The sequence below is a fragment of the Actomonas aquatica genome (genome assembly GCF_019679435.2).
Taxonomy (GTDB): domain Bacteria; phylum Verrucomicrobiota; class Verrucomicrobiia; order Opitutales; family Opitutaceae; genus Actomonas; species Actomonas aquatica.
Genome location: NZ_CP139781.1, coordinates 2,395,901 through 2,416,378, shown reverse-complemented (window position 1 = coordinate 2,416,378; position 20,478 = coordinate 2,395,901). Strand labels below are relative to the sequence as shown.

At 63.4% G+C, this 20,478-nt stretch carries 18 protein-coding genes; 11 read left to right on the top strand and 7 right to left on the bottom strand.

Annotated features, from left to right (window positions below; translation table 11 throughout):
* Positions 1–6: 6 nt before the first annotated feature.
* Together K1X11_RS09450 and dprA are read left to right on the top strand one after the other, a co-directional pair.
* Positions 7–1,491, top strand: coding sequence for an NAD(P)H-hydrate dehydratase (locus K1X11_RS09450; protein WP_225919305.1), 1,485 nt, complete (start codon positions 7–9; stop codon positions 1,489–1,491).
* Positions 1,488–2,606 (top strand): DNA-processing protein DprA, encoded by a 1,119-nt coding sequence (dprA, locus tag K1X11_RS09445; RefSeq protein ID WP_221029682.1) that lies wholly within the window; start codon positions 1,488–1,490, stop codon positions 2,604–2,606. The genes K1X11_RS09450 and dprA overlap by 4 nt, the downstream gene beginning before the upstream one ends.
* An 11-nt stretch (positions 2,607–2,617) precedes the next feature.
* Here dprA and K1X11_RS09440 read toward each other — a convergent pair whose 3' ends face one another.
* The 4 genes from K1X11_RS09440 to K1X11_RS09425 all read right to left on the bottom strand — a co-directional run bounded on the left by K1X11_RS09440 (position 2,618) and on the right by K1X11_RS09425 (position 4,594).
* Positions 2,618–2,956 (bottom strand): histidine triad nucleotide-binding protein, encoded by a 339-nt coding sequence (locus tag K1X11_RS09440; RefSeq protein WP_221029683.1) that lies wholly within the window; start codon positions 2,954–2,956, stop codon positions 2,618–2,620.
* Positions 2,957–3,031: 75 nt separating this feature from the next.
* Positions 3,032–3,538 (bottom strand): hypothetical protein, encoded by a 507-nt coding sequence (locus K1X11_RS09435; RefSeq protein ID WP_221029684.1) that lies wholly within the window; start codon positions 3,536–3,538, stop codon positions 3,032–3,034.
* Positions 3,535–4,002: a transcriptional regulator NrdR gene (gene nrdR, locus K1X11_RS09430; protein WP_221029685.1), complete on the bottom strand. Its 468-nt coding sequence runs from the start codon at positions 4,000–4,002 to the stop codon at positions 3,535–3,537. Before nrdR ends, K1X11_RS09435 begins: the two co-directional genes overlap by 4 nt.
* A 25-nt stretch (positions 4,003–4,027) precedes the next feature.
* Positions 4,028–4,594 (bottom strand): anthranilate synthase component II, encoded by a 567-nt coding sequence (locus tag K1X11_RS09425; RefSeq protein ID WP_221029686.1) that lies wholly within the window; start codon positions 4,592–4,594, stop codon positions 4,028–4,030.
* A 76-nt stretch (positions 4,595–4,670) separates the two neighbouring features.
* Between K1X11_RS09425 and tgt the strand changes: the two genes are divergently transcribed.
* Positions 4,671–5,804: a tRNA guanosine(34) transglycosylase Tgt gene (tgt, locus tag K1X11_RS09420; RefSeq protein ID WP_221029687.1), complete on the top strand. Its 1,134-nt coding sequence runs from the start codon at positions 4,671–4,673 to the stop codon at positions 5,802–5,804.
* Here tgt and K1X11_RS09415 read toward each other — a convergent pair.
* On the bottom strand, positions 5,797–8,349 hold the full coding sequence (locus K1X11_RS09415) for a GAF domain-containing hybrid sensor histidine kinase/response regulator (protein ID WP_221029688.1): 2,553 nt from the start codon (positions 8,347–8,349) through the stop codon (positions 5,797–5,799). The genes tgt and K1X11_RS09415 overlap by 8 nt on opposite strands.
* 258 nt (positions 8,350–8,607) lie before the next feature.
* Between K1X11_RS09415 and K1X11_RS09410 the strand changes: the two genes are divergently transcribed.
* Positions 8,608–9,534, top strand: a complete 927-nt coding sequence (locus K1X11_RS09410; RefSeq protein WP_221029689.1) for a UDP-glucuronic acid decarboxylase family protein — start codon at positions 8,608–8,610, stop codon at positions 9,532–9,534.
* Between the two features lie 179 nt (positions 9,535–9,713).
* Positions 9,714–12,740: a preprotein translocase subunit SecA gene (gene secA / locus K1X11_RS09405; protein WP_221029690.1), complete on the top strand. Its 3,027-nt coding sequence runs from the start codon at positions 9,714–9,716 to the stop codon at positions 12,738–12,740.
* Positions 12,741–12,803: 63 nt separating this feature from the next.
* Here the strand turns inward: secA and K1X11_RS09400 are convergent, their stop codons facing one another.
* Positions 12,804–13,286, bottom strand: coding sequence for a hypothetical protein (locus K1X11_RS09400; RefSeq protein WP_221029691.1), 483 nt, complete (start codon positions 13,284–13,286; stop codon positions 12,804–12,806).
* A 124-nt stretch (positions 13,287–13,410) separates the two neighbouring features.
* Between K1X11_RS09400 and K1X11_RS09395 the strand changes: the two genes are divergently transcribed.
* The 6 genes from K1X11_RS09395 (at position 13,411) to K1X11_RS09370 (ending at position 19,377) form a co-directional block, all read left to right on the top strand.
* Complete coding sequence (locus K1X11_RS09395) at positions 13,411–14,142, top strand: hypothetical protein (protein WP_221029692.1); 732 nt, start codon at positions 13,411–13,413, stop codon at positions 14,140–14,142.
* A 19-nt stretch (positions 14,143–14,161) separates the two neighbouring features.
* Positions 14,162–15,634, top strand: a complete 1,473-nt coding sequence (locus K1X11_RS09390) for a RimK family protein (protein ID WP_221029693.1) — start codon at positions 14,162–14,164, stop codon at positions 15,632–15,634.
* Between the two features lie 170 nt (positions 15,635–15,804).
* Entirely contained in the window at positions 15,805–17,025 is a 1,221-nt protein-coding gene (locus K1X11_RS09385; RefSeq protein WP_221029694.1) for a glutamate-cysteine ligase family protein, read from the top strand.
* A 506-nt stretch (positions 17,026–17,531) separates the two neighbouring features.
* Complete coding sequence (locus K1X11_RS09380) at positions 17,532–17,885, top strand: DUF4198 domain-containing protein (protein ID WP_221029695.1); 354 nt, start codon at positions 17,532–17,534, stop codon at positions 17,883–17,885.
* The gene (locus K1X11_RS09375) at positions 17,882–18,847 is read left to right on the top strand and encodes a carboxypeptidase-like regulatory domain-containing protein (RefSeq protein WP_221029696.1); all 966 of its coding nucleotides are present in this window, start codon (positions 17,882–17,884) and stop codon (positions 18,845–18,847) included. The genes K1X11_RS09380 and K1X11_RS09375 overlap by 4 nt, the downstream gene beginning before the upstream one ends.
* Positions 18,848–18,969: 122 nt before the next feature.
* Entirely contained in the window at positions 18,970–19,377 is a 408-nt protein-coding gene (locus tag K1X11_RS09370) for a hypothetical protein (RefSeq protein WP_221029697.1), read from the top strand.
* 75 nt (positions 19,378–19,452) lie between these two features.
* Here K1X11_RS09370 and K1X11_RS09365 read toward each other — a convergent pair whose 3' ends face one another.
* Entirely contained in the window at positions 19,453–19,911 is a 459-nt protein-coding gene (locus K1X11_RS09365; RefSeq protein WP_221029698.1) for a lipocalin family protein, read from the bottom strand.
* Positions 19,912–20,478 lie beyond the last annotated feature (567 nt).

Below are 20,478 nucleotides of genomic sequence, written 5' to 3'. Positions count from 1 at the left end.
CTGAGCATGACGTATTTGCCCGGCACGCATCCCATTCTCGATTGCGCGGCCGCGGCGGCGTGGGAGCGGGAGCTTTTCGGCGGGGATGAGGCCAAGGAATGGGCGGCCCTGCAGCAGGCAGGCCGCGCGGTCGCGCACGCGCTGTTGGAGGACCTGGCCGTGGCCGGCGCTTCGACACACGGTGGTCGGCTGCTGCTACTCGTCGGCAAAGGTCACAACGGCGGCGACGCTTTGCTCGCCGCGGCCGAACTGCTCGGCCAACCGGGCAACACGTGGCAGGTGGAGGTGGGTTTTGTGTTTGGGCAAAACGCGCTGCGCCCGCTGGCGGTGGCGGCGTGGCGACGTCTGCAGGAGATCGGCGGCAGCGAGCGGGTGCGGGCGGTCACGCGAGACGGTTTGGCGGGCGCTTACGCGGCGGTGCTCGACGGTGTATTTGGTTTTCAATTTCGCCCGCCGCTGCGCGAACCGGCCTTGGCATGGCTGGCCGCGTCGGCCGCGCTGACGACTCGCGTGCGCGCCGCCGTGGACCTGCCGAGCGGTTTGGACGAAGACGGCGCCTTCCGCGCCGATGTCACATACGCCACCGGCATTCTCAAAACTCCGTTGCTCAACTGCGCCAACGCGGGCCGGCTGCGTTACCTCGATCTGGGGTTCTTCACCGACGCGTCGCCGGGTGAGCAGCGGGTGTTGACGACGGCGGTGCTGAATCCGCTCCGCCAGCTGCGTCCGGCCCACTCCGACAAACGCACCTTCGGCCATGTCGTCATCGTCGGCGGCTCGCGCAGTTATCCGGGCGCGGTGGCGATGAGTGCGATTGCTGCGCTGCACAGCGGCGCGGGTTTGGTGACGGCGTGTGTGCCGGAATCGATCGCTGCGGCCATGGCCGCACAGTGGCCGGAAATCATGTGGATGGGGTGCGCGGAAACCCCGGACGGCGGCATTGCGATCGAGAGTGGTCTCGCCATCCGCGAAAAGCTTTCCCGCGCGCAAGCGTTGGTGATCGGTCCCGGGCTCAGTCGCGAACCGGAAACGCATGCGCTCGTGGCCGAGCTTATTCGCCAGGCGACGACACCGATGGTGCTCGATGCCGACGCCCTGCAAAGCAACCTTATCGCTCTCGGGACCGCACCGCGGGTGCTCACGCCGCATGCGGGCGAGTATGCCCGCATCGAGAAGGCCATCGACCCGTCCAAAACTCACGTCGTGCGCAAAGCGCCGATCACGACGATCAAGCACGCCGGAGTGATATACCACGGCATCGACGGCGGGCCGGTGCTCGCACGCGGTGGCAGTGGCGACATCCTCGCGGGCCTGATCGGCGGGCTCCTCGCCGGCGAACCGACGGAGCCCATCCGCGCTGCGGCGCAGGCTGTCACTTGGCAAGGTCTGGCGGCGCGCGCAGTCGCGCGATCGCAGGGCGAAGTGGTCGTGCGCACGACCGCCATCATCGATCACCTCAACGCCGTGCTGCGCACGGATCCGGCGGCATGAACCTCACGGCGGCTCAGGCTTACCTGGTGCTCAATGCGCTGCCCAACATCGGGCCGGTAAACCTGCGCCGTTTGTTGGCAGCGTTTGGCGAGGATCCAGTAGCGGTGCTGGCGGCACCGGCCAAAGCCCTCGAAGCGGTGAAGGGCGTGGGGCCCAAAACGAGCGCGACGATCGTGGGCTGGGAACAGGTCTTTGATCTCGCTCGCGAGGAGGCTCGCATCGCCAAAGCGCGGGCGAAATTCGTCACCTGCGTCGACGAACACTATCCGGCGGCATTGCGCGAAATTTATGATCCGCCCATTGGGCTGTATCAGCGTGGTGACTACACCTTTGATCGTCCCGGCTTCGCCATCGTCGGCAGCCGCAAAACCACCCTTTATGGTCAGAAGGTTGCCCATGCACTGGCCGGTGAACTCACGCGGGCGGGTTTTTGTATCGTGAGTGGTTTGGCGCGGGGTATCGATTCACACGCGCACCAAGGGGCGCTCGATGCCGGTGGTCCGACGGTGGGGGTGCTCGGCACTGGCATGGACATCATCTACCCGCCGGAGAACCTCGATCTCTACCGGCAGACCGCGGCGAACGGCGCGGTGGTGAGTGAGTTTCCCTTCGGCCGGAGGGCCGACCGGCAGTCCTTCGCCATGCGCAATCGCATCGTCGCGGGCATGTCGCAGGGCGTGGTGGTGATCGAGTCGGATGTCGCGGGCGGCTCGATGATCACGGCGCGATTTGCGGGCGAGCAGGGGCGGCAACTTTTTGCGGTGCCGGGCCGCATCGATCAGCCAACGAGCGCGGGCTGTCACCAGCTCATTCGCGACGGGGCGACTCTGGTGACCTGCGTGGACGATATCCTCGCGGAGTTTTCCTATCTCGACGGACTCAAGCCGCAGCGCATCGGCGCGCAGGCGGAGTTGCCGGTCGAGGACGAAGGTCCGCCGATGGCGCCGACGGAGGCCAAGGTAATGGCGTGTTTTGCCGGCGGCGCCCAACTTGGCCCGGACGAACTGGTCGGGCTGACTGGGCTCGGTATCAGCGAGGTGAATACCGCGCTGATGATGCTCGAACTGCAGCGCCGCCTGGCCAAGCGCACCGACGGCCGCTACGAGGCGACGTAAGGGCGTGGAGCTCAGCCCGGAGGCCACTGCATCTGGCGTTGGGCCAGCAGGTGGACGTGGAGATGGGGCACGCTTTCGCAGCCGTCGGGACCGTTGTTGATCACGACGCGGAAGCCGTTGGCCAGGTCGAATTTCTTGGCCATTTCGCGGGCGATGAGCAGGAGGTGACCGAGCTGTGGGCCATCGTTGTCACCGGCTTCGGCGAGGCGGGGAATGGGCTCCTTCGGAATGATGAGCAGATGGAGCGGGGCCTGCGGCTGGATGTCGTGAATGACGATGCAAAACTCGTCTTCCCATTCGATCTTGGCCGGGATTTCGCGGGCGATGATCTTCTCAAAGAGGGTGGGCATGAGACCCAGCTTGGCCGACGGACGGCCGGGAACACACGGAAAAAATCGTCCGCGGGGCGGTCGTGGGGCGGACCGCTAGAGAAACAGCAAATTGAGGTTGGCCGACGGGGCGGTGCGGGCGGCGGCGAGTTCGCGGATGTAGGTGAGTGACTCGGCGTAACGCTCTTTGCGTTTGGGAGTCTGGCGCTTGTCGGGCGGCAGGAAGGCCGGGCGCAGGTTGGTCACCAGCAGGGTCGACTCGCGGAACGGCGTGAGGCGCTTGAGGCCGGTCATGAGTTCGGCGCGAGCGAAGAGCGGCTCGGCGGCGGTTAGCGTCGAGGTAGCGTCCCAGTGAAAAAAGCCGTGGCGGGGCAGGTGACTGAAGGAGTCCTCCAGCAGCTTGGCGGCGGCGTTGTTGAAAGCCGCGTCGTATTGGGCGGCGAACTCCGGGTGCTCTCGGGTCTGGGCCTCGAACTCGGCGAGGCTGAAGGTGATGGCGCTCTTGATTTGCTCGGCCAAATACAGGTCCTGCCCGGTGACGTGGGCAAAGAGGGCATTGACGAGGTGCAAGCGGCGCAGGTCTTCGCGCGCGAGCTTGGTCATACCTGAGGCGTCTTCGGCCGATCGAGGGCGTTGATCTCGTGGATGAACTCCGAGGCGTCGCGGAACTGTTTGTAGATGCTGGCGAAGCGCACGTAGGCCACCTGATCGATGCGGGAGAGGCGTTGCATGACCGCGTCGCCGATGTGGCGCGACGGGATCTGGGTGTCGAACTGGGCCTCCAGGGCGTCGATCACGTCCTCGATGAGCATGGCGATCTGCTCCTCGTCGATCGGGCGCTTGTGGCAGGCGGCGTTGATGGCGCGGGCGAGTTTGCTGCGCTCGAAGTCCTCGCGGCGGCCGTCGCGTTTGATCACGGAGAGGCCCTCGCGCACGAGGGTTTCGGTCGTGCTGAAACGGTGCCCGCATTCCAGGCATTCACGGCGGCGACGGATCGTGTTGCCCTCCTTGCTGATGCGGGAGTCGATGACCTTGTCATCGATCGAAGTGCATTTGGGACAGCGCATGGTGTGCTTACGTGCGGACTTGGGATCAGTTTAGCGCCAGAAAGTTCTCCAGAATCTTCATGCCGCCTTCGGTGGCGATGGACTCGGGGTGGAACTGGACGCCCCAGATGGGCAGGGTTTTGTGGCGGATGCCCATGATTTCGCCCTCGGCGGTCTCGGCCGTGATGGCGAGGCAGTCGGGGAGGGAGGCGCGTTCGATGAGCAGAGAATGGTAACGGGTGGCGGCGAAGCCCTGGGGTAGGCCGGAAAACACGTCGGTATCGGTGTGGGTGATCGGCGAGGTTTTGCCGTGCATGAGGCGGTCGGCGCGCACGACGTTGCCGCCGAAGTAGTGGCCGATCGACTGGTGGCCGAGGCAGACGCCGAAGAGCGGAACTTTGCCGGCGAAGGTGGCGATCATCTCGAGAGAGACGCCGGCTTCCTTGGGCGAACAGGGGCCGGGGGAGATGAGGACGCGCTCGGGATTGAGGGCGAGGGCCTCCTCGGGCGTGATCTGGTCATTGCGAAAAACACGCTGCTCCACGCCCAGTTGCCCGAAATACTGGACGAGGTTGAAGGTGAAGGAGTCGTAGTTGTCGATGACGAGAAGCACGGCGAACTTGAGTAGCCGGCCATTAGCTGGCGGATTGACAGCGGGGTCAAGCGTCCGGGTAGGCTGTCGCAGCGCCATGCCCGCCCACTTCGATCTCATTACCACCGATACAGCTACCGCCGCCCGTCGCGGCCGTCTTCGCACCCGTCACGGGGTGGTGGAGACGCCCATTTTTATGCCGGTCGGCACGCAGGGGACGGTCAAAGCGCTGACACCGGCCCACTTACGCGAAATCGGCGCGCAGATCATTCTGGGCAACACCTACCACCTCAATCTGCGCCCCGGCAGCGAACTGGTCGCGGAGATGGGCGGCCTGCACAAGTTCATGGGCTGGGATAAACCGATCCTGACCGACAGCGGCGGCTTCCAGGTCTTCTCCTTGGCCAAGCTGCGCAAGCTCAAGGACAACGGGATCGAGTTCCAAAGCCACCTCGACGGCGCGAAGCTCTTCCTCGGGCCCAAGGAGGTCATGCAGATCCAGACCAACCTCGGCAGCGACATTGCCATGGTCATCGATGAGTGCCCGCCCTGGCCGTGCGAGCGGGATGCCTGCGCCTCGGCGGTGGAGCGGAGTTTTCGCTGGGCGAAGCAATGTCGCGACATCGCGGTCGACTCGGGCTTTTTGGCGCAGCGCCACCACCTCTTCGGCATCGTGCAGGGGTCGACCTTCGACGATCTGCGCCGCGAGGCGGCCGAGCAGTTGGCCACGCTCGACCTGCCGGGCTACGCCGTGGGCGGCGTGAGTGTGGGCGAACCTGAGCCGGAAATGCTCAAACAGGTGGGCGCGACGACGCCCTTCATGCCGGCCGACAAACCCCGCTATACCATGGGCCTGGGCACGCCGCCGCAGTTGCTCAAAATGGTCGCGCTGGGCGTGGACATGTTCGACTGCGTGTTGCCGTCGCGCGTGGCGCGTAACGGTTTGGTGTTTACCCCGGACGGACCGATCAACCTGCGCAACGAGCGCTTCCGCAGCGATCCGAACCCGATCGTCGAGGGGCTGGCCAACTACACCTGTCGCAATTTCAGCCGCGCCTACCTGCGGCATCTGGTGATCGCGGAGGAGATGTTGGCGGGCACGCTGCTCACGCTGCACAACCTGCACTTCTACCTCGATCTGATGGCGCAGGCGCGGGCCCACATTGAGGCCGGCGATTACGGCACGTGGCACCTCGCCTGGATCGAGCGCTACGAAGCCGGGCTCAAGTAGTCGGTTTTTCGTGGCCCAGTTTATCGAGGAGCTGTTGCGCCTCGGCGGCGATCTCGGTGATCAGGGGGGCGCAGGCGTTGAGCTGGGCCAGGGCGGTGGACGGGTCGCCGTGGCGGAGCGACTCACTCATGGCGAGCAAGGTGTTGCGTCCCTCGTTGGCACCCAGGTTGGCGCACAAGCCGGCGACCTCGAAGGCTTGGCGAGCGGCCTCGGCAGGCTCGTTTCGCTCCACATGTTTGCGCAGCTTTTTCATCTCAGCGGGGGCGTTGTCACAGAATTCGTGCAACAGATCCTCCAGCAGGGAAGGGTGGTGCTCGCCGGGAAGCTCCCGGTATTCGGCGATTACGCTGGGTTGCAGATTCAACGGGCGGGTCGCCGCGGCGGCAGGAGTTCTCGGGCGGAGGGGAGCGTCCTCGGACCGCAGCACCCCGCAATTTTTGAGAGCGACCTGCAGGGAGCGCATGGTGATGGGCTTGGCCACGTAGTCATTCATGCCGGCGGCCAGGCAGCGGTCGCGGTCTCCCACCATGGCGTGGGCGGTCAGGGCGATGACGGGGATGTTTACATCGAGTCCCGCCACTTCCCCGGCTCGGATGCGCTGCGTGGCGGTGTAGCCATCGAGGACCGGCATCTGGCAATCCATCAACACGGCATCGAAGGTCTCCCGGGCCAAAATCTCCAAGGCTTCCTCGCCGTGGTTGGCGATGGCGAAGCCGACCCGCATCCGTTGGAGCTGCAGGGACGCGACCAGTTGATTGGTGACGTTGTCTTCGACCAAGAGCACGCGGGCGAGGTCGGTCGACGCCGTGTTCTCAGGTGTGGCGACAGGTGCCGTTTCCGCGGCGGTCGGCTCCGGTGCGGCGGCGGTCGCGGGTGCTACGGGGGGAGGGGAGGGAGGGACAACCGGCTCGGCGGGGGATTCGGCGGCCGGTAGCTCCACGGGTAGTTCGATGGTGAACGCGGCCCCTTCGCCGGGTTGGCTTTTCAACGTGATGGTGCCGCCCATGAGCTCGGCGAGCTCCCGGGAGATGGCCAGACCCAACCCGGTGCCGCCATGGCGGCGGGTGAAAGACCCGTCCACCTGAACGAAAGGGGTGAATAAACGGTCCTGCTCGGCGGCAGGGATGCCGGGGCCTGTATCCGAAACAGTGATACGGATTTGGCGGGGCGCTGTGCTGATCCGCAGGTCGACCGCCACCCGGCCGGTTTCGGTAAACTTGATGGCGTTGCCGATCAGGTTGGAGAGGATCTGTCGCAGGCGCAGGCTGTCGCTCGGAACCGTGTCGGGGACCGCGGAGTCGATGTGACAATCGAGGTCCAGCCCCTTGGCACGGGCCGGCTGTGCAAACAGTTCGGTGACTTCCTGCAGGAGGTCGCGCAGGGCGACCGGAGCGCGCTCGATCTTCAACATGCCGGCTTCGATTTTCGACAGATCGAGCACGTCGTTGATGATCAGCAGCAGGGCGTCGCTGCTCTGGCGGATGACCTCGGTCATCTGCTTCTGTTGGTCCGACAACTCGGTGGCGAGCAACACGTCCGTCATGCCGATGATGCCGTTCATCGGAGTGCGGATTTCGTGACTCATGTTGGCGAGAAACTGGGACTTCAGTCGCGAAGCCTCGACGGCTTTGTCGCGGGCCCGGGTCATTTCCTGTTCGAGACGCTTGCGCAGGGTGATGTCGGTGGCCACGCCGACCAACCAGTAGCGTTTGTTGCCGAGGGCGGAGATGGTGACGCTTTCGCTCAGCCACGTCTCGGACCCGTCCTGGTTGATGATGCGAAACTCCTGTTGGTAACCGGGCGCGCCGCCGAGGATGGCTTCACGGCAGCGACGATCCATGTCGGGTTGGTCGGGCAGATGGAGTTTGTAGTAAAGGCCCTCGCTGCTGGCCAAAACGCGACTGCCAAACAGCCGCTGACTGAGACCCGACGGCTGGATATTGAAGTGCCAGTCCCAGTGCTCGGAGTCGCAGTCGACCTCGGCTTCCCAGACCAAACAATCGGCCCAGCCCAGCACCTTGGCCAGGCGATCTTCGCTGGCCTGCAAGGCGGCCTCGTTGACCACCCGCTGTTGGATGCGGGCGATCTCCGATTGGACCAGTTGGTTGAGGTCATGCAGAAGTTCGAGCTCCTGTGACTGCCAGCGCTGTGGCGTCGGGCTGAGAATGCAGAACACGCCAATTACAAAGCCGTCCGGCGTGCAGATGGGGTAGCCGGCATACGCTTCGATCAGGCTGATCGAGTTATTTTCGCCCCGGGCGGCGCGCACCGCGGTCGGATCCTCGAGGATGAGCGGATGTCCCTGCTCGACGACGATGCGGTTGAGTTCGAGGCCGAGGTCCGGGTCGATGGGGAAGGGCGGTTCCTCCTCGGCCGTTTCGTAAGCTTGCAGGGTTTGATGCTTTTCTCCGACGAGAGCGATCATGCTGACGGGAGCCTTCAGGAACTCCCTGGCCAGTCGGGTGAAACGGTGGAAGTTTCCGTCGGGGGAGGGAGTTTGCAGGTGTAGCCGCGCCAAGGCCTTCACGCGGGCCGGATCTTCCATGGGCAGGGCGCGGTGAGGTAAGGATGCAGGTGCGGCGGAACCGGGAACCGACTGGGGCAGAGGGGCAACGGGGGACATGGTTGGACGGCATCAAAGTGTTGCGACCGTTTGGAGGGACGGCGGAGCGCCTAACGCGGGTAATTTGCAGGCGCGGCGACCCTCTAGGCAAGGTCTGAAGAGGGGGGCACTTACCCCAGAACTCGAGCTAGGCACGGCTCATGGCTGGACAGCAGGGAGCGGCGTGCTACCACTGCGCGCATGCGCATTCTTGTTACCGGCGGGGCTGGTTTTTTGGGTTCCCATCTTTGTGATCGTCTCCTCGGCGAGGGGCACGAGGTGATCTGCCTCGATAACTTTTTCACCGGCCGAAAGGCCAACATCGCCCATCTGGTCGGCAATCCCGACTTCGAGTTGGTGCGCCACGATGTGATCGATCCGTTCAAGTTTGAGGTCGACCAGATCTACAACCTGGCCTGCCCGGCCTCCCCGCCGCACTACCAGTTCAACCCCATCAAAACGACCAAGACCTCGGTTATGGGGGCGATCAATTGCCTCGGTCTGGCCAAGCGCGTGAAGGCCCGCGTCTTCCAGGCCAGCACCAGCGAAGTGTATGGTGACCCAACCGTGCACCCGCAGCCCGAGTCGTATTGGGGCAACGTCAACACCATCGGCCTGCGCTCCTGCTACGACGAAGGGAAGCGTTGTGCCGAGACCCTGTTCTTCGACTATTACCGGGAGAACGGCGTCGATATTCGCGTGGTGCGCATCTTCAACACCTACGGCCCGCGCATGCACCCCAACGATGGGCGCGTCGTCTCCAACTTCATCGTGCAAGCGCTGCAGGGGCAGGATCTCACCGTCTACGGCGACGGCTCCCAGACGCGCTCCTTCTGCTACGTCGACGACCTCATCGAAGGCTTCCTGCGACTCATGGCGCAGGACGCTACGGTCGGCCCGGTCAACATCGGCAACCCCGGCGAGTTCACCATGCTCGAGCTGGCGGAGCTCACCCTCAAGTTGGTGGGCGGCCCCTCCAAGATCATCCACCAGCCGCTCCCGGCCGATGACCCGAAGCAGCGCCAGCCCGACATTACCTTGGCCAAAAAACACCTCGATTGGGCGCCGACCGTGCCGCTCGAGGAAGGCCTTAAACGCACCATCGATTACTTCCGCACGCAGGTCTGAGACCGAGGCGGGGCGCGCTATAACCTGCGCCACCGCGAGCCCAAGTGTGTCATCGTGTCGCCCGGTGCTGTCTCACTCGAGGGCGCGCCCGTCGTCTTTTTGACGGAAGTTACCTCTGAGGAACATCGGGATTTGTCATTTGCCAAGGCGGTGGCCCGGCCTACGCTGGCCGGTTCCTCATGTTCGACTTTCTGTTCAAACGTTTCGCCGGTCGTCACTATCGCAAGTTCCTCGAGTCCGTTAAGCCCCTCGTCGCCAAGATCAACGAGATCGAGGAGTCGTATCAGGCGCTCAGCGAAGAGCAGCTCAAGGCGAAGACCCCCGAATTTCGCGAGCGCCTCAAAAACGGCGAAACCCTCGACGACATCCTGCCCGAGGCCTACGCCACGGTGAAGAACGCCGCCCGCCGTCTCGTCGGCACCACCGCCGTCGTCAATGGCCACGAACAGCGTTGGGACATGGTCCACTTCGATGTGCAGCTCATCGGTGGCATCGCCCTGCACAAAGGCAAGATCGCCGAAATGGCGACCGGTGAAGGTAAAACTCTCGTCGCCACCCTGCCGCTCTACCTCAACGCCCTCGTCGGTCGCAATTCGCAGCTGGTCACCGTCAATGACTACCTCGCCCGCCGCGACTCCGAGTGGATGGGCCATCTCTACAAATACCTCGGGCTCACCGTGGGTTGCATCCAGCAACAAATGGCCCCGGCCGTGCGCCGCGAGATGTATGGTTGCGACATCACCTACGGCACCGCCTCCGAATTTGGCTTCGACTACCTCCGCGACAACGGCATGGCCACGCGTAAGGAGGACCAGGTGCAGCGCGACCACTGGTTCTGTATCGTGGACGAAATCGACTCCATCCTCGTCGACGAAGCCCGCACCCCGCTCATCATTTCCGGTCCGGCGCCGATTGAGCGCGAGCAGCCCTTTACCCGCCTCAAGCCGACGGTCGAGCGCCTGGTCAACATGCAGGCCAAGCTCTGCAACCGTCTCGTCTCCGAAGCCAAGCCGGTCATCGAGGACGACAGCGCCGATGCCGACGCCCGCCACGAGGCCATGCGCAAGCTCCTCCAGGTGAAGCTCGGCAGCCCGCGCAACAAACAACTCCTGCGCGTCCTCGAGATTCCGGCCGCCCGCAAGGCCCTCGACAAGATCGAGACCGAGATGAACTCCGATCTGCAGAAGACCGAGATGTTCGCCCTCAAAGAAGAGCTCTTCTTCTCCATCGACGAGCGCCAACACCAGGCCGACCTCACCGAAATCGGTCGTCGCACCCTGCGCCCCGATAACCCCGACGCCTTCGTCCTGCCCGACCTTGCCACCGAGCACTCCGCCATCGACGCCGACACCTCCCTCACGCCGGAGCAACGCGAGGAGCGCAAGAACAAGTCCCACGAGGCCTACGCCGAGGTTTCCGAAGAGATCCACGCCATTTCCCAGCTCCTGCGCGCCTTCTGCCTCTACGAGCGCGACGTCGAATACGTCGTCCAAGATGGCAAGGTGAACATCGTCGACGAGAACACCGGCCGCGTCATGCCGGGCCGTCGCTGGTCCGACGGTCTCCACCAAGCCGTCGAAGCCAAGGAAGGCGTCAACATCGAGCGCGAGACCCGCACCTACGCCACCGTTACCATCCAGAACTACTTCCGCATGTATGAGAAGCTGGCCGGTATGACCGGCACGGCGGAGACGGAAGCCACCGAGTTCAGCGAAATCTACCGCTTGGGCGTGCAGGTCATCCCGACCAACAAGCCCAACATCCGCATCGATAAGAACGACTCCATCTTCAAGACCCGCCGCGACAAGTTTAACGCGGTGGTGGCGGAGATCACCGAAGCCAACAAGCGCGGCCAACCGGTCCTCGTCGGCACCGTCTCGGTCGAGTCGTCCGAAGTGCTTTCCCGCATGCTCCGCCGCGCCGGCATCGTGCACACCGTGCTCAACGCCAAGTTCCACGAGCAGGAGGCCGACATCGTCACCCGCGCCGGTCATCGCGGCGCCGTCACCATTGCCACCAACATGGCCGGTCGCGGCACCGATATTAAGCTCGGCGAAGGGGTGCGCGAACTCGGCGGCCTCTATGTGATCGGCACCGAGCGCCACGAATCGCGTCGTATCGACCGCCAGTTGCGCGGTCGTTGTTCGCGTCAGGGCGACCCCGGCACGACCAAGTTCTTCCTCTCGCTGGAAGACAACCTCATGCGCCTCTTCCTCCAGGGCAATCTGGCCTCGCGCCTCATGGAAGGCTCCATGCGCGAAGGCGAAGAGCTCGAGCACTCCCTGCTCAACCGCTCCATCGAGAGCGCGCAGAAGAAGGTCGAGCAACAGAACTTCTCCATCCGCAAACGCCTCCTCCAATACGACGACGTGCTCAACCAGCAGCGCGAAGTCATCTACGGCATCCGCAATGCCGCCATCCACGCCGAGCGCCCCAAGGACATCATCTTCGAGCAGGTGCAGGAAGAGGTCGAAGAACGCCTCGAGACCGCCGGTTGGGGCGAGAAGGGCGGCCCGACCGAGGAGTCGCTCGAACAGCTCATCGGCTGGCTCAATACCCATTTCCCGATCGGCCTGCACGTGCAGGACCTCAAGGGCCGCAACTTCGAGGACTCGACGCGCATTGTCCTCGAGAAGGTCAAAAAGTCCTACGAGGTGAAGGAATCCGTCGAGATCCCCGAAGCCCTCGGCGCCCTCGAGCGCTACGTGATCATCAACGCCATCGACCGCCACTGGCAGGAGCACCTCACCGAAATGGAAGAGCTGCGCCGCGCCATCGGCCTGCGCTCCTACGGCCAGAAGGATCCGCTCGTTGAATACAAGGGCGAGGCCTTCAAATACTTCGAGGAACTCATGGGCAACGTGCGGCTCAAGATTTGCACCGGCCTCTTCCGCAGCGCCTCCAACATCCAAGCCTTCGAAAACATGTTGCAGCTCCTCAGTCGTGGCGCGAAGACCGAGGGCCCGGAGAACGCGCCGCAAGCGCCCACCGCTGCTGCCGCACCGCCTCCGCCGCAGATCCGTTCCCATGTCACCGGTGGTGGCGTGGGCGGTATGCCCGGCGCCGCTCCCGCGCGCAAGCCGGCCAGCGACATCAAGCTGCCCATGCCCAAGCCCCAGCCGGCGCAGGCCATGCCCAAGGTCGGTCGCAATGACCCGTGCCCCTGTGGCAGCGGCAAGAAGTTCAAGCAGTGCCACGGTCGCTGAGCGACCCCACCACATTGCTCGTTTTCGCAGACCGGACTCCAGCGCGGGTCCGGTCTTTTGCTTTTAGTTTTCTTCGCTGGCGGCAGCCGGCGGACCGTTCCGGCCCCAACGCACACTGGTTACAAGGCCGTCGCGGAAAATCACCTGCAGGCCTTGCTGTTTGCTGGTTTCGTAAACCCCCTCGCGCACGGGGATGCGATATTGCAGCCGTTGTCCGGTGCGCACGTCGAATTCCGTGATCTCCTCGTAGTCCACCGTTTCTTCGCTGATCTGGCGTTGGACGATTTTGGGGTAGTTCCAAATCGTGAGCACGCCGCCATCTCGCACGGTGATCGTCTCGATGTCGCCCGGTTGGCCCAGGGCGACATACACCATGTCGTAATCGTCTCCGGGTTTGATTTCGCCGCGAGTGACCCGCTCCCGCGTGACCGGGCTCCAACCGCGGGCGGTGGCTTCGCGCTCCTTCAACCGGGACTGGGTGGATTCACAACCGGTCAATGCTACGATGCCCGCCGCCAAGATTCCCCGCCATGCCTGCGAATTCATGGCGATAACCGTGTTGGGCGACGCGGGTGAGGTCCAGCTTCGACCGATTACAAACAGGTTTCATCAGCGTGCTTGGCAGTGGACTCGCCGATGCTATGGACGACAATCCTGCCTGACCCGTTAGATGTCCGTTCACGATTCGCCTCCCCGGCACCTGCTCTCCCTGGAGATCCTCCCGCAACCCGACGATACCACCTGCGGCCCGACCTGCCTGCACGCGATCTACCGCTATTTTGATCGCGAGGTGCCCCTGCCGGAGCTGATCCGCACCGTGCCCCGCCTGGAGACCGGCGGCACGCTCGGTGTGCTGCTCGCCCTCGACGCCCTCCGGCGCGGTTATCGGGCCACCGTGCACACCTACAACCTGCAGGTTTTTGACCCGACGTGGTTTGAACTGTCCGCGCCCGAGCTCATCGCCAAACTCGAGGCCCAGCGCAAGGTGCGCCGTTCGCCCAAACTCCAATTGGCCTGCTCCGCCTACATCGAGTTCTTGAAACTCGGCGGCCGCCTCCAGTTCGACCCCATCAGCGGCGCTCTCATTCGCCGCTACCTCAATCGCGACCTGCCCATCCTCTCCGGTCTCAGTTCGACCTACCTTTATCAGGCCATGCGCGAATACGGTCCGGACGACGAAGACGACGATCTGCGCGGCAACCCGTCCGGCCACTTCGTCGTGCTCTGCGGCTACGATCGCAAAGCCCGCCACGTCGAGATCGCCGACCCGCTGCAGTCGAACCCTCATTCCCCGACCCGGCGCTACGCCATCGACATCAACCGGGTCATGTCCTCTATCCTCCTCGGCGTCCTTACCTACGACGCCAACCTCATCGTCATCGAACCCCCTCCCGCCGCCTGATCCGCGCGGGTCCCTCGTCATGCGCAGTCTCATTGTGGTCAACCAACCTGAGCGGTGGCCCTTCTCGATCCCCGGCGTCGAAGTCGTCGCCGCCCGCACCTATCTTACCGATCCGGCCTTCCTCTCCGGCCGTCACACCCGGGTCTACAACCTGTGCCGCTCCTACCGGTATCAGTCGGTTGGATACTACGTGTCCCTCCTCGCCGAGGCCCGCGGCCATCGCCCGTTGCCGAGCGTTGCCACCATCCAGGACCTCAAGTCCACCGTCGTGGCCCGCATCCTTTCGGGCGAGGTCGATGAACTTATCCAGAAGTCGCTCGCTCCGCTCAAGACCGACCGCTTCGTCCTGAGCATCTACTTCGCCCGCAATACCGCCAAGGCCTACGACCGGCTCTGCCAGCAGCTCTACAACCAATTCCAGGCCCCGCTCATGCGCGCCACCTTCGTGCGCCACGACGCGCACTGGGAGATGCAGGACATTAGCTCCATTTCGGCCTCCGATGTGCCCGAGTCGCACCGTCCCTTTGTTGCGGAGGTTGCCAAGAGTTTCTTCGCCGGACGTCGCCCCACCCACAAGCCCAAGACGCCGCCGCGCTACACCATGGGCATCCTCTACGATCCGGCCGAAGCGCATTCCCCGTCCAACGACAAAGCCATCGCCAAGTTCATCCGCGCCGCGGAGAACTTCGACATCGAAGCCGAGGTCATCTCCCGCGACGACTACTCGCGTCTGGCCGAGTTTGACGCGCTCTTCATTCGCCAAACCACCGCGGTCAACCACTTCACCTTCCGCTTCGCCAGCCGTGCCCAAGCCGAAGGGCTGGTCGTGGTCGACGATCCGCAGTCCATTCTGCGCTGCACCAACAAGGTCTACCTCGCCGAGCTGCTGGATCGCCACGACATCCTCGCGCCGCGCACCATCATCGTGCACAAGGACAACGTCGACGAGGTGCCGGCGGCCCTCGGTTTCCCCATCATCCTCAAGCAGCCCGACAGCGCCTTCTCCCTCGGCGTGAAGAAGGTGAAAACCCGCGAGGAATACGACGCGGTCACCGCCGAGTTGTTTGAAGACACCGACCTGCTCATCGCCCAGGAGTTTCTCGTCACCGACTTCGACTGGCGCATCGGCGTGCTCGATCGCAAAGCCATCTACGCCGCCAAATACTTCATGGCGCGCAAACACTGGCAGATCATCTCCAACCAAGCCGATGGCGGCGCCGACTACGGCAAAGTCGAAGCCGTGCCAGTGGAACTCGTGCCGCAGCAAGTGATCCGCACCGCGGTCAAAGCTGCGTCGCTCATCGGTGACGGCCTCTACGGAGTCGACGTGAAACAGTCCGGCCGCTCCGCCTACGTCATCGAGGTAAACGACAATCCCTCCATCGACGCCGGCTACGAGGACACCTTGCTCAAGGATGCCCTCTACGAACGCATCATCGAACACTTCGTCCGCAAGCTCGACCGCCGCAAAGAACGCCGCCCGGAAGAGTGAGTGGGTTGGTCTTGGCCACAAAAAGGCACCAAGAGACACAAAAATGAGGCAGGCGAGTCCCTCAAAACCGTCCCCGCGCCTATAGGCGCACGCCGATGTCCGCTAACAGTTGAGACTCTTCGTGCCTCTTTGTGGCCAATTCATTTTCTCCTTCTCTCCACAAATTTCCCATGAAACCTCCGCACCTCTTCGCCTACTTTGGCGTCGAACTCGAATACATGCTCGTCGATCGCGACGACCTCAGCGTGCGCCCCTGGGCCGATCGCATCCTCATCGACGCCGCCGGCCAGCCCATCTCCGACATCGAACGCGGCCGCCTCACCTGGTCCAACGAGCTCATCGCCCACGTCCTGGAGATCAAGACGACGCTGCCCGAGGAGTCCCTCGACGGTCTCGCCGATGCCTTCGCCGCCGAAGTCGCCGAGGCCAACCGTCGCCTCGCGCCGCACAACGTGTGCGTGCTGCCCACCGCCATGCACCCGACCATGCGACCGGACGAAGCCGTGCTCTGGACGCATGACTTTTCGGAGGTTTACGCCGCCTTCGACCGCATCTTCGACTGCCGTGGTCACGGCTGGTCCAACCTGCAGAGCGTGCACCTCAACCTGCCCTTTGCCAACGACGCCGAGTTTGCCCGCCTGCACGCCGCCATCCGTCTGGTGCTGCCGCTGCTGCCCGCGCTCGCCGCGTCGTCGCCCTTTGTGGAAGGCCGGGCCACCGGCTTCGCGGACAACCGCCTCGCGTTCTATCGCAGCAACTCGATCAAGCTGCCCGCGCTCTGCGGTCGCGTGATCCCGGAGCCGGTGTATTCACGCGACGACTACGAACGTGTCATCTTCGATCCCATCGCCGAGCAGCTCGCGCCCCACGACCCCGACGGCGTGTTGGAGGCGCGCTTCTCCAACTCCCGCGGAGCCATCGCGCGTTTCGACCGCGACGCCATCGAAATCCGCGTGCTCGACATCCAGGAATGCCCGGCCGCCGACCTCGCGGTGCTGCGCCTCATCATCGCCGTGCTCCGCGAACTCGTCGCCGAAACAAAGGTTTCCCTCGCCGAACAACAGACCGCTCAAGTTGAGCCTCTGCGTGCGCTCTTCGACGCGGCAGTGGAGCAAGGCAGCAGCGCGGTCGTCACGGACCCGCTCCTCCTGCGCGCGTTTGGCCACACCGGTGAAAAGGCCACGATGCTGGAACTCTGGCGCGAAGCCGGTCAGCGCCTGAACCCTTGCGCGACGACCTCCGCCGCCGAACAGAACGCGCTGGCGGTCATCCTTGAACACGGCCCGCTCGCGGAGCGTCTGCAACGCGCCCACCAAACCGGCGAGTCCCTCGATGCCATCTACCGCCGCCTCGCCGCCGGCGTCGCGACCAACACGATGTTCCTCGCCTGAGCTATTCAGGCCGAGAGGCAACGACGAGCGGCCGAGACGGCCGCTGCTACATCCAGACGGGAAATGTAGCCGCGGGCGTGTCGCCCGCGTTGCGGCGGAGTGGCCTCTGCGTTAAAAGAGGCCCAGTCCCTCGGACGCTGTTGCCTCTGTTCATTCCTCCGTGACCTCCGTGTAAAACTACGTTGGACATGGTGTGCCATCCATCCGCTCACGCTCGTATCCACGAAGTTTCGCCGTCTTTGCGTCACGGTCCGACGGGGTCATGCCTCACCCCCCCCCCCCGGTCTGCCTCTTACCGCGCATGGGACCTGTTTAGCGACGAAGGAAACCTCCGATGAAAAAACTAACGACCCTGCTCCCAACATCGCGAAGCGCAACGGCTGGCATGACACAGAGAACCGCTGGAAACATAGCGACTTTTGTTACGTGGTGCTGCGCTACGTTTACCCGATATTCCAAGAAATGATTAGCCGCGGAGGATTAAACCAATGAAGTGACTGTTGCTCATGATGCTGGCTGCCTGTGGCTCCGGTTGCGTATTCGGCGAACCGGTGAGCGTGCAAGTGAAGGTGATTGACGACCTTGGCACCCCATTGGCCGGTGGTGACGTGCTGGTGTTGTTTCAAGGTGAAAAGGCCAAACCGCAAGGCGAACGTATCTTGCAAAGCGACGCCAATGGCGTGGTGCGGATTCAAGGTGAAACAACGTATGGCGTTACGCTAAGGGCGTGGAAGTCGGGCCACTACGAGACGGAAAGCGAGTTTTCGATCGACCCTAGAAAGCCAGTTGAACGCACTTACGTTCTGCCCCGTATTCTGAATCCGATTCCGCTCTTCGCCGCACGCGAAGAATACCAATGAAGACACTGCTAACCTCAACCTTAGGCGTGTGGGCGCTTCTTGTATCGCCTGGATGCGCGATTGCCCAAGACCTCGTGATGCCCGCCGTTCCGATCACGGTCGAAGCCAGTGTGCGCGACCCCGAAGGGAGCCCGGTGGAGGGTGCCACCGTGCATCTGTCGCTTCCCCGTTATCGACTCGGCGACAAATACCAAGAGGCGGAGGCAAAAACCAACAAGGAAGGCGTCGCCACCGTCTCCGGCACCGCTCAACAGGACTACCTACTGTCGGTCGAGAAGGCTGGTTATTATCGGACGCAAGGCCCGCACCGCGGCATCAACGACGAGAAGAGCTTCCAGCAATATGCGACTGGCGTGCAGAAGATCGAGATGGAGCTCCGCCCAGTCCGGAATCCCGTCGTCGGCTTCTCTCGTGACGTAGATCGCCGGCCGCTACCCAAGACGGATGGCCCGATGGGCTTCGATCTAGAAATCGGGGATTGGGTCGCGCCTTTTGGAAAGGGTCGCACGCCCGATTTTATCTTCGAGTTGGGCGGGCGCTTCACATCGAGCAGAGACTACGACCAAAAGTTTACGCTTCGATTTAGCAGGCCACAGGACGGCATCACCGTCTTCAAGCATCCAAAGGACATCGGCTCGGCCTTGAAGTGGCCGTATGAAGCACCGCTATCCGGTTACGAGTCTTCGCGGACTTGGCTCTTAAAATGGAGCCTCAAGGAAGGCGGCCGGGGAACGACCATCGATCTGGGTGGAGAAACCAACTACCTCTTCCGGGTCCGCAGCGAGGTTGACGAAAAAGGCAACGTCGTCCGCGCAATGTATGGAGTCGTGAGCGGTGATTTTATCCCGGTGGGCGGCAACAACGAGATCGGCCGGAACGTGAGCTTCACGTATGTGCTGAATCCGGATTGGACGCGCAACCTCGAGTTTGACCCGGCCAAAACGGCCTCGTCGCCGCGCTAAACAACCGCAACAAGCGGCACGTCTCGCGCCCGCCGCTAACGCGTCCGTCACGAGCCCTGCTTGCTCCTCCGCGCGGGGGGGGGCGCGCTCCGTCCGCTGGAGTGCAACCCCGCCGTTTACATGTGCCCTTACGCAAATTTGACGGGGCTTTGATGGCGATGGTGCCGGTGCTCACGCTGCGACTTGATCCAGAGAACGGCGTGTTCGACGTCTATAGTGGCACTCGCCTGGCCGAGGTGGACGTTCCGTATGTCCCTGGTCAGGGACGTCGGGAGATCACCTTCGCTGCCGGCAGCGAGGGCGCGTGGCTCAAGGGGTTGGTGCAGGCCGATGACAATCCCCTCTACGTCGACGAGAATGCCAACGGCGTGGACGACGACTTTGAGCAGGCCCACCTCGGACGCACGCTTGAGCGCACCGCGCAAAAATCAGACCGTGCCAAGCTGATCAAAGAATGGCGAAAATTGGAACGAGCGCTACCGCCTCCCGCCCTGTTTGTGGCGCGGCCCCGGCCTGATCCGGAAGGGTGAGGGAGGCGTTGTTTCAAAACTGTCCTCTCCCCGGTCCGCCGGGATCAACGTTCTACCGCAAAACGCGGCACGTTCTCAATTTCGTTGGTTGTGCTCGGCGCGTTGCAGCTCGGAGAGGTCGAAGTTGCGGCGTTCGAGTTCGCCGCGCAGCGCCGTGTAGGTGGATTCGTCGATCTGCGGATCGCGCGTCATGATCCAGGCCTTGTCGCGATCGGGGTGGCCGATGACGGTCTGGGTGTAGTCGTCGTTCACATACAGGATGAGGTAGGGCGAGGTGATGATCCCGAAGAAGGTCATGCGCCACTCGGCGTTGGTGGTCTCGTCGAAGACGCGGCCGGTGGGATTATACTCCTTGGTCGTTCCGTCGAGGCTGCCATCGTTGAAGCGGTAACTCGTTTCAATGCGACCGTTCTCTCCGCGTTCGTAGGTCTCGGTGGGATTGAAGGCGTTACCGTCGATTGGCGTCGGCGTGTAGCCATGCACATACCACGTGCCCATGAAGCGATTGAGATCGACGAAGTCGGCCAGTGGCATGGGTGGGTCCCCGTGTTGCGGGCCGGTTTGGCATCCGACCCAAAAAAAGAAGGACGAGAGCAGGCCGGAGAGGGAAGCAATCGAGCGTCTTGGCATGCGTCATCCTAGTCGGCTGGGACCGGAACGCGAATAGTGTCAGGCGTTTCCCGGCTACGCGGCGGGCAGGCACGGTGGTTTTGGGAGCCGCGAAGGGCGCGAAGAGACGCGAAGCGGAGAGGCAGGTAGAGCGGCCGACATCACCGCGTTCGCGGGACTGCTACATCCAGGCGGGAAATGTAGCCGCGGGCGTGTCGCCCGCGTTGTGGCGGAGTGGCCTCTGCGACCTTCCTGGTCCGCCAAAGCTCGTAGAGCGACGGCGGATGCGCTCTTTGTGGTCTTTGCGTTAAAAGCGGCCCTGCCTACCGGTCGCTGTCGCCTCTGTTTGTCCTCCGTGACCTCCGTGTAAAACTACGCTGGACATGGTGCGCCATCCACTCGCTCACGCTCGTAGCCACGAAGCTTCGCCGTCTTTGCGTTAAAACCCCGGCGGAGTGGCTCTATTGCCTCTGTTTGCCCTCCGCTGCCTCC

Coding starts and splice junctions, on each gene's coding strand:
- K1X11_RS09450 (WP_225919305.1), top strand. CDS start 7: ATGACGTATTTGCCCGGCACGCATCCCATTCTCGATTGCGCGGCCGCG.
- dprA (WP_221029682.1), top strand. CDS start 1,488: ATGAACCTCACGGCGGCTCAGGCTTACCTGGTGCTCAATGCGCTGCCC.
- K1X11_RS09440 (WP_221029683.1), bottom strand. CDS start 2,956: ATGCCCACCCTCTTTGAGAAGATCATCGCCCGCGAAATCCCGGCCAAG.
- K1X11_RS09435 (WP_221029684.1), bottom strand. CDS start 3,538: ATGACCAAGCTCGCGCGCGAAGACCTGCGCCGCTTGCACCTCGTCAAT.
- nrdR (WP_221029685.1), bottom strand. CDS start 4,002: ATGCGCTGTCCCAAATGCACTTCGATCGATGACAAGGTCATCGACTCC.
- tgt (WP_221029687.1), top strand. CDS start 4,671: ATGCCCGCCCACTTCGATCTCATTACCACCGATACAGCTACCGCCGCC.
- K1X11_RS09415 (WP_221029688.1), bottom strand. CDS start 8,349: ATGGAAGATCCGGCCCGCGTGAAGGCCTTGGCGCGGCTACACCTGCAA.
- K1X11_RS09410 (WP_221029689.1), top strand. CDS start 8,608: ATGCGCATTCTTGTTACCGGCGGGGCTGGTTTTTTGGGTTCCCATCTT.
- secA (WP_221029690.1), top strand. CDS start 9,714: ATGTTCGACTTTCTGTTCAAACGTTTCGCCGGTCGTCACTATCGCAAG.
- K1X11_RS09400 (WP_221029691.1), bottom strand. CDS start 13,286: ATGAATTCGCAGGCATGGCGGGGAATCTTGGCGGCGGGCATCGTAGCA.
- K1X11_RS09395 (WP_221029692.1), top strand. CDS start 13,411: ATGTCCGTTCACGATTCGCCTCCCCGGCACCTGCTCTCCCTGGAGATC.
- K1X11_RS09390 (WP_221029693.1), top strand. CDS start 14,162: ATGCGCAGTCTCATTGTGGTCAACCAACCTGAGCGGTGGCCCTTCTCG.
- K1X11_RS09385 (WP_221029694.1), top strand. CDS start 15,805: ATGAAACCTCCGCACCTCTTCGCCTACTTTGGCGTCGAACTCGAATAC.
- K1X11_RS09380 (WP_221029695.1), top strand. CDS start 17,532: ATGATGCTGGCTGCCTGTGGCTCCGGTTGCGTATTCGGCGAACCGGTG.
- K1X11_RS09375 (WP_221029696.1), top strand. CDS start 17,882: ATGAAGACACTGCTAACCTCAACCTTAGGCGTGTGGGCGCTTCTTGTA.
- K1X11_RS09365 (WP_221029698.1), bottom strand. CDS start 19,911: ATGCCACTGGCCGACTTCGTCGATCTCAATCGCTTCATGGGCACGTGG.